The 7,684-nt window shown below is 66.2% G+C and carries 6 protein-coding genes and 1 pseudogene; 3 read left to right on the forward strand and 4 right to left on the reverse strand.

Annotated features, from left to right (window positions below):
- Positions 1-386 precede the first annotated feature (386 nt).
- The gene (locus HKK72_RS33010; protein WP_187238348.1) at positions 387-1,079 is read right to left on the reverse strand and encodes a B3/4 domain-containing protein; all 693 of its coding nucleotides are present in this window, start codon (positions 1,077-1,079) and stop codon (positions 387-389) included.
- Positions 1,080-1,108: 29 nt separating this feature from the next.
- A complete protein-coding gene (locus tag HKK72_RS33015) occupies positions 1,109-1,717 on the reverse strand; it encodes a LysE family translocator (protein ID WP_187238349.1) in 609 nt (202 codons plus the stop codon).
- Between the two features lie 57 nt (positions 1,718-1,774).
- Between HKK72_RS33015 and HKK72_RS33020 the strand changes: the two genes are divergently transcribed.
- Positions 1,775-3,304: a PLP-dependent aminotransferase family protein gene (locus HKK72_RS33020; RefSeq protein ID WP_187238350.1), complete on the forward strand. Its 1,530-nt coding sequence runs from the start codon at positions 1,775-1,777 to the stop codon at positions 3,302-3,304.
- Between the two features lie 833 nt (positions 3,305-4,137).
- Here the strand turns inward: HKK72_RS33020 and HKK72_RS33025 are convergent.
- Positions 4,138-4,512: pseudogene (locus HKK72_RS33025) on the reverse strand (DUF2000 domain-containing protein); the annotation flags it as partial.
- Between the two features lie 76 nt (positions 4,513-4,588).
- Complete coding sequence (locus HKK72_RS33030; RefSeq protein WP_187238351.1) at positions 4,589-5,155, reverse strand: helix-turn-helix domain-containing protein; 567 nt, start codon at positions 5,153-5,155, stop codon at positions 4,589-4,591.
- Between the two features lie 52 nt (positions 5,156-5,207).
- On the opposite strand from HKK72_RS33030, the gene HKK72_RS33035 reads away from it, so the two are divergent.
- Together HKK72_RS33035 and HKK72_RS33040 are read left to right on the forward strand one after the other, a co-directional pair.
- Positions 5,208-5,993 (forward strand): acetoacetate decarboxylase family protein, encoded by a 786-nt coding sequence (locus HKK72_RS33035; RefSeq protein WP_222721441.1) that lies wholly within the window; start codon positions 5,208-5,210, stop codon positions 5,991-5,993.
- A 97-nt stretch (positions 5,994-6,090) separates the two neighbouring features.
- A complete protein-coding gene (locus HKK72_RS33040) occupies positions 6,091-7,527 on the forward strand; it encodes an IS1380 family transposase (RefSeq protein ID WP_187238354.1) in 1,437 nt (478 codons plus the stop codon).
- Positions 7,528-7,684 lie beyond the last annotated feature (157 nt).

Consider the following 7,684-nt stretch of genomic DNA (forward strand, 5'->3'; position numbering starts at 1 on the left):
ACGGCCCCCGATGGGATGCATCAGCATCCCCAGGTAACCCGTCGGCGGCGATACCCCAGTGGTCACATCGATCGGCCGATCACATCGATGACGGCCGCCTCATCAACGGCGGCGCGGATGGGCATGCACCGCAGTGCTTGCCGACCGGGAGCTCGCCCATCGCTCACGACGCATATTGATGAAATCGCCCAACAAACTCGCGGACACCTCCCTGAACCCCCGATAAACGCTGAGTATTATCGCGTCAATCCGCCCCGTTATACCGCCTGGCCTTCTCGTTCGCGATATCGCTCTACCGCAGCCGCCAAGGAGAAAATCAATTCGACGGGCTTCCTCTCCAGACGCCTCCTGCGACGACGAGCCGAGGCGCAAAAGTCGCTTTGGCATCAGAACTCGAACCGTGGTGCGGATGGATTCAGGACTGCGGTGTCCGGCGAGATCGACCATATGGCTGCCAGTTCGCCGGTGAGGACGGCCGCGAGTTTTGCGACGTCGGCGGTCGCCGATCGGTGCATTCCTTCGGCGACGATGAGGACTGTGGTCGTCGTGTGCCGGATAGCGGAGTAGCCGCTCTGCCGATTGGTCCAGCGCCGGGAATGCGCTGTGCCGGCAGCGTCGGCGAAGATCACCTCATGTACGTTGGGATGCTCGGTCTTGCCCGAGAACGTCAGATAGTGCTCGTCACCGGTGGCATAGCGCACTTCGAGACTCTCGGAGAGCTTAGTGGCATCGAAGGCGGCCACCGGAATCGCGAACGCAAGCGAGACCGCATTACATAGATCGATCAAGGGATGGATGTTCGGGAGTGAGCCCTCTTTCCTGAAGCGCCGTAGAAGGGACTCCGAGGCGCACCGATACTGCGTGGGCTTGAGCCCCATCTTTGAAAAGGCGCTCCGCCAAGCCTGTATTTCCGGCAACTCGGCTTCTGATCCTGTCGCGAGTCGCGCCTTGGCAATGGTGTTGAACTGCGCGACCTGAGGATCGACAGAAACGTCCGGGGTGATGCCCGTGGCGAAGACCACACCGGCGGCCAGCTCCGGATACTCTCCCCAGATGTCGGGTGAGTGCTGAAAGTACATGACGGGATTCTCTGTAGTGATTGGATAAGTCAGACGGCGAAGGCGAGTTTGGCGCCGAGCGCGACAAAGGATACGGCGAAGACCCGCCGCATCCACGCCATCACCTTTGGTCGTGACGTTACGTGGTTCCGTACTGAAGCGGCTAGGATGCCGTAGATGGCGAAGACGATGAAGGTGAACAGCATAAACACGGCGCTCAACTCCAGCATCCGCAGTACGGAGTTCGGCTCGCCGGGGCGCACGAACTGCGGCAAGAAGGCGAAGAAGAAGATGGTCAGCTTCGGGTTGAGGATGTTGATCAGGATGCCGGAGAAGATCACCTGGCGCGCCGGGCGCGAGATGGTCTCCTGCTCTGTGGCGATCGCGTCCTTGTCCTTGAGCGTGGCCCATGCCATGTAGAGGAGATAGGTCACGCCGAGATACTTCAACAATTGAAAGGCCAGCGTGCTCGTGTGCAACAGCGCCGCCACACCTGTGATTGCCGCCACCATGTGCGGAACGATGCCGAGCGTGCATCCGAGCGCCGCGACTATACTCGCCACGCGGCCGCGGGAAAGGCCGGCCACCAGCGTATATATGACGCCCGTGCCTGGCGTAGCGACAATGACAAGCGTGGTCACCAGGAATGCGATGCTCACGACGAGTGTTCTGACAGTGCGGTGTTCATGCGTCTACTTTGCTGCAACAATGGCCCGATGCACAGGTCCATAAGAGCTGCATCCGAGCAGTCCATAACATCGGGATCCGACTTCCTCCAGCTCAACGTCGCCGAGGCTCCAGTGGGCGGCCTGATCGACTGGCTCACCGGGCAGCTCAGGGTCGCAATCTCCGATGGCCGCCTGCCGATGGGCAGCAGACTGCCTGCCACCCGGATCCTCGCCGCTGAACTGCAGATCTCCCGGAGCGTGGTCACCGAGGCCTACCAGCGCCTGTCAGAAGACGGACACGTCGTCGGACGGCGCCGCGGCGGCACCATCGTGGTCGCGACCCCAATGGAGGCTCCGGCCAGCACACCAGCGCCCAAAGACCCACCGACCAGTGCGCTGTTCACCGCACCGCCCAACGCGGAGATCTTCGATGCGCTACGGGCCGCCCCGGCACGGATCGATCTGTCACCCGGCCTGCCCGACCTCGCCGCGTTCCCGCGCAGCGCGTGGCTGCAGGCAGAACGCACCGTACTCACCAACCTATCCGCGTCCGACCTCGGCTACGGGGACCCGCGGGGAGCTCCGGCGCTGCGGCAAGCCGTCGCGAAATGGCTGGCGCGCTACCGCGAAATCCGGGTAGAGGCCAGCGAGGTCATCATCGTCGCCGGCACCGCCCAGTCGCTCGGCCTGCTATCCCGACTGCTCCGTGACACCGGGATCGACGCGATCGCGGTGGAGGATCCCGGGTCACTCGGGGTACGCCAACACCTACGGGACGGAGGACTCGACACCCCGCCTATCCCGGTCGACTCTCAGGGAGTACGCGTTGACGTATTGCGCACCAGCGGCCTCCCAGCGGTGATGCTCACCCCCGCACACCAGTTCCCAACCGGAGTGGTGCTGGGAGGCGCCCGCCGCCGCGAGCTAATGGCCTGGGCTAACGAGGGTGGGCTGATCGCCGAGGACGACTACGACGCCGAGCACCGGTACGACCGGCCGCCGGTTCCCGCCCTGCGATCGATACTCCCCCATCACGTCTTCTACACCGGGAGCATATCCAAGCTGCTCGCCCCCGCGCTGAGAGTGGCCTGGATGCTGGCGCCCCGCAAGTACACCGATGCCTTGGTCGAGGCGAAACGGTTCGCCGATCTGGGCAATCCCATACTGCCTCAACTCGTACTGGCACAGCTCATGGAATCAGGCCGCCTAGAACGCCAGCTACGGCTCCTGCGCCGCCGTCACCGCCACCGCCGGGACACGATGATCGAGGCGATCAGAACCCACCTGCCAGGCGCGACAGTGCACGGTGCCGCCGCCGGTCTGCACCTGATGATCACCCTCGACGCCAAATACGCCAAGCTCGCCGATACTGAACTGGCCGCTCAGTTGCTCACACACGGCGTCAAGGTGCATCCCCTATCGTGGCACAGCCAACAACCGCACCCGCCAGGACTCATCCTCGGCTACGCCGCCAACGCCCCGACCGACATCAACGAAGCCTTGGCGATACTCGGCACGCTGCTACGGCAACCACTACCCTGTCGGGCTTGGCCATCGCCAAGCGCGCAGAGTAACTAGGCGGACGTGCCGCCTACCTCCTCATCGCCCCCGATGTCGGGTTGCTGCGTGAGGTCGGTGGGAGGATGTGGCTCGGTCCGCCCAAGCGCAAGGCCGCCGCCCTTCGCATCGACCTGCCGCCCTTTCTGACCGAGTTCCTCACGGATGTGTGGACGTTCATGAGCATGAGCAGGTGTTCTGCGGGCCCAGCGGAGCCTGGCTGCGACGTCGAACTTCGGTCGCCGCCTGTGGCGGCCGTGCTGTGACGGTGACCTCCAGCGAGGCTGGCCGCCCATCCTGGATGGTGCGGTGTTCCACGGGCTGTGGCATTTCCACAAGACCGTGCTGGATGAGGGCGACCCGCCGCCGGTGCTGGTGCATGAATGGATTGGCCACCACGTGCCCGGCATCCAAGGCGTCTACAGCCACGTCACCACCGGTATGCGCACACGTCTGACGGCCAGGCTCCAACGCCAATGGACCGCACTCGACCGGCATCACCGATCATGCCCACACACGTCCGCTGCCAGTGGTGCTCCCGGTGTCCACAACCCCGCCGACCACGACCCCCAGCTGGGTTGTGTCAGGGCCCGGTGGAGCAGCGTGCTCCCGATATGCCACCGATCCCGCCGTGGTCGGGGCAGTCCAGGGTCACTCTCCGGTGGTCGAGTGAGTCGTTGGTGCGGCGTACCGACGTGAGCCGTGCCGGCTGAAGATCCATACCGATCGTGTCAGGCACGTCGTTGGCGACGGGTTAGACCTGCGGGGCGGGGCCCGGCGCGAGGTGAGGTGATGCGGATGCGAGCCGCTGACCTGGACCGGTGTGGATGTGCTCTTGCCGTTCGGCGCTGGCCTCAGCGTAGGAGGGGCAGGCTGCCGGTCAGGCGTCGTACTCTGCGGTCGGGCCCGAGCAGGGCCACTCCGATCAGGTTCAGGTCGACTGTGGTGGTGTTCCGCAGCTGATTAAGGTACCCGAGGTAGGTTTTGGCGCGTTGAGCGGTGCGGGTCATGACTCCGGCGAGTAGACCACTGTGGCGTGCAGCGTCAACCAGATCCACGAGCCCGGGTGCATCCAGGGTCAGCACGGGCAGCGGCAGCGTGGTCAGCCCTGGGTAGCTGCGCCCCTGGCCGTCGTCGGCATAGTACCCGATGAGGTCTGGGGCGGTCTTGCCCAGGGTCAGGGCGAGCACGGCGGCGGTGTTGGCAGCCAGTCCGATGGACAGATCCCGTTCGACGACGACCCACCGCCGCTGATCTGTGGCACGACTGACGTGCGGTTCATGCTGGGCGGGTCGGTGGGTCCGGTCACGCGGGCCTCCTGGTCGTGGGGTAGCTCATGAGGATCAGTCCGGTGGTGTCGGGTTCGAGCGCCTCGTACAGGTGCGGGCAGTCGGCCAGGTAGGAGGCGGCGTCGCCGGCGTCGAGGACGACGGGATGCTCGACAGGGCCCAGCCGCATCCGCCCGGTGTGCAGCACGACATGCTCGGTCAGCCCCCGGGCGTGCGCCGCGCTCTGTCGGGCGGTGCCAGGTTGGACCCGGATCTGATGAACCTCGAGCACACCGGGGGTAGCCAGCCGTTGCACAAGCCGTGAGCTGATCGGTGTCCCGGTGATCCACTCACCTTCGGCCGCGCGGATCACCGTCACCTGTGGCTGGACCGGCTCAGCGGTCAGGTCGCTGAACGGGACGTCAAGGGCCTGCGCCAACGCCCACAGCGTCTCCACCGTCGGATTGGCCCGACCGGCCTCGATCTGCGACAGCACGCCCTTCGACACCCCTGCACGGCGCGCGAGTTCGGACAGGCTCAGCCCACTGTCGGTGCGCACGGCGCGGACATTCGCAGCGACTCGCTTGACGATCTCCTCCACCATATGTTCATTATAGTGAACGAATCGTTTGGAGGAAATGATGCAGGGTTTCAGCGTGCCGCGGTCCCCACAGGGCCGAACGAGCCTCACCCCGCCGCCACCATGGTTCTATGCCGGGAACCTACTGCTGATCGACTATGCGGCTGACCCGCAAGCAGTCGCGGCCGTGCTGCCGCCCGGGCTGGCTCCCGACCCGGGTGACCCAGGCGGCTGCACCGCGTTTTTCGTGGACTGGCAGTACGCCAGCACGAGCGGCGAGGAACTCACCGACCCGGTACGCAGCCAATACCACGAGTTCCTGGTGCTCGTTAACGCCGTGTACGGGCGCACCGCGGTGCAGACCTGCCCATATATCTACGTCGACCGGGACACCTCCATGGCGCGCGGCTGGATCCAGGGCTGGCCCAAGAGACTTGGCCAGGTGCACACCACCCGACCGTTCCCGCTGCCCTCACCGGCCGCGCCGCAGGTCGGCCCCGGCGGCGTCTTCGCAGCCAGCCTGTCCAGCAATGGCCGACGTCTGGCCGAAGCGACCCTCACCCTCGATCACGTCTCGACCGACCCGGTGTTCCTCGGCCGCCGACCCGTCATCAACGTCCGACACTTTCCCCGCCTGAGCGCCGGACAGCACGACAAGCCAGTGGTCCACGAACTGGTCAGGTGCCGACTGTCCGGCGCAACCCGCACCGAAATCTGGGAGGGCCCTGCGACACTGTCGTACTACCCCGCCCCGGACGCTGAGCTCGACGCCCTCGCCCCACAGCAGGTCCGCCGTGGCTACCGCTACAGCACCGCCTTCCAGATCGACGACCTCGACGTCCTGGCAGACCTCACCCAATAGCGGCTAGCCTGCGCGTTTCACTTGGGCCGTGTCCGGGTCGTGAGCCGAATAGCAAAGGTGCCTTCTGAACTGGGACGATGAGGCTTGTCTAGGGCTTCTGTCGTACCAGCGGGAAGGCACCTTCTGCGTGCACACTACCGGGTCGCGTCCCAAACTTGTCGTCTCGGCAGACGGCTGCGGAGTGGTCACTCATGCCGGTTCCCGGCTGCTGGCGGATCTCGCCGATGCCACCGGCCTGACCAGTGCCTTCGCCGGCGCGCTGTGCCAACTGCGCCCACGCGGCACCGGACACGACCCGGGCCGGGTGGCGGTCGATTTGGCGGTGATGCTCGCCGACGGCGGCGAGGCCATCGCCGACCTGGCCCTGCTGCGCGACCAGCGCGAGGTCTTCGGCCCGGTCGCCTCCACTCCCACCGCCTGGCGTGTGCTGGCCGACATTGACTCGGCCGCCCTGGGCCGCCTGCGCTCAGGGCGGGCCGCCGCACGCGAACTCGCCTGGCTTCAGGCCGCCGAGACCGGCCGCGGGATACCGACGTCCCGGGCCAGTGGCCGGGACCTATCCGGCCTGGTTCTGGACCTGGACGCCACCCTGATCACCTGCCACTCCGACAAGGAACAGGCAGCCCCCACCTACAAGCACGGCTTCGGCTACCACCCACTGCCGTGCTTCCTGGACAACACCAGCGAAGCCCTGGCCGGCCTGCTACGACCGGGCAACGCCGGTGCCAACACCGCCACCGACCACATCCAGGTGCTCGACGCCGCCCTCGCTCAACTCCCCGACACCCACCGCCACGGCACCGAAATCCTCATCCGTGCCGATAGCGCCGGCAGCGCAAAGGCGTTCCTGACCCACCTCCGCAACCTGCGGGAACAGGGCATCCACACCTTCTTCTCCGTCGGATACGCCGTCACCGAGCCGATCCGACGTGCGATCAAGGCCCTGCCCGAGCGGGTCTGGCACCCGGCGCTGGAGCAGGACGGCTCCCTACGAGAGGGGGCACAGGTCGCCGAGTTGACCGGCATGGCCGACCTGGCCGGCTACCCCGAGGGAACCCGGATCGTCGTGCGACGCGAGCGTCCGCACCCCGGCGCCCAACTGTCACTGTTCGACACCGACGAGGGCATGCGCCACCAGGTCTTCCTCACCGACACACCCTACGAAGGCGGCGGCTCGATCCAGCACCTGGAAGTCCGCCACCGCGCCCACACCCGCGTCGAGGACCGCATCCGCTGCGGCAAGACCACCGGCTTCGGCCGCTTCCCCTCCCGCCATTTCCAGATCAACGCGGCCTGGCTGGAGCTGTCCCTGACCGCCATCGACCTGCTCGCCTGGACCCAGATCCTGCTCCTGGAAGGAGAGCTGACCACCGCCGAGCCCAAAAGGCTCCGCTATCGGCTGCTGCACGCCGCAGCCCGCATCACCCGCGGCGGACGCCGCCTCCGCCTGCGGATCGCCGCCACCTGGCCCTGGCGCAACGAACTGACCACCGCATTCGCCCGCCTCACGGCCCTGCCATGCCCGGCCACCTGACCCGACAAACCGTCCCTGCCCATCCACGACCCGAGGAATCTAAGGAGCACCCGGCCACGCGTCGGGCCACCGGCATGCCCTGACAACACCACCGAATCGATGACCACCACCAACGACAACAACCCAACTCAGCCGACCTCAAACTGAAACGCGGAGG

This window comes from Actinomadura sp. HBU206391, from assembly GCF_014323665.1.
Classification (GTDB): Bacteria; Actinomycetota; Actinomycetes; order Streptosporangiales; family Streptosporangiaceae; genus Actinomadura_C.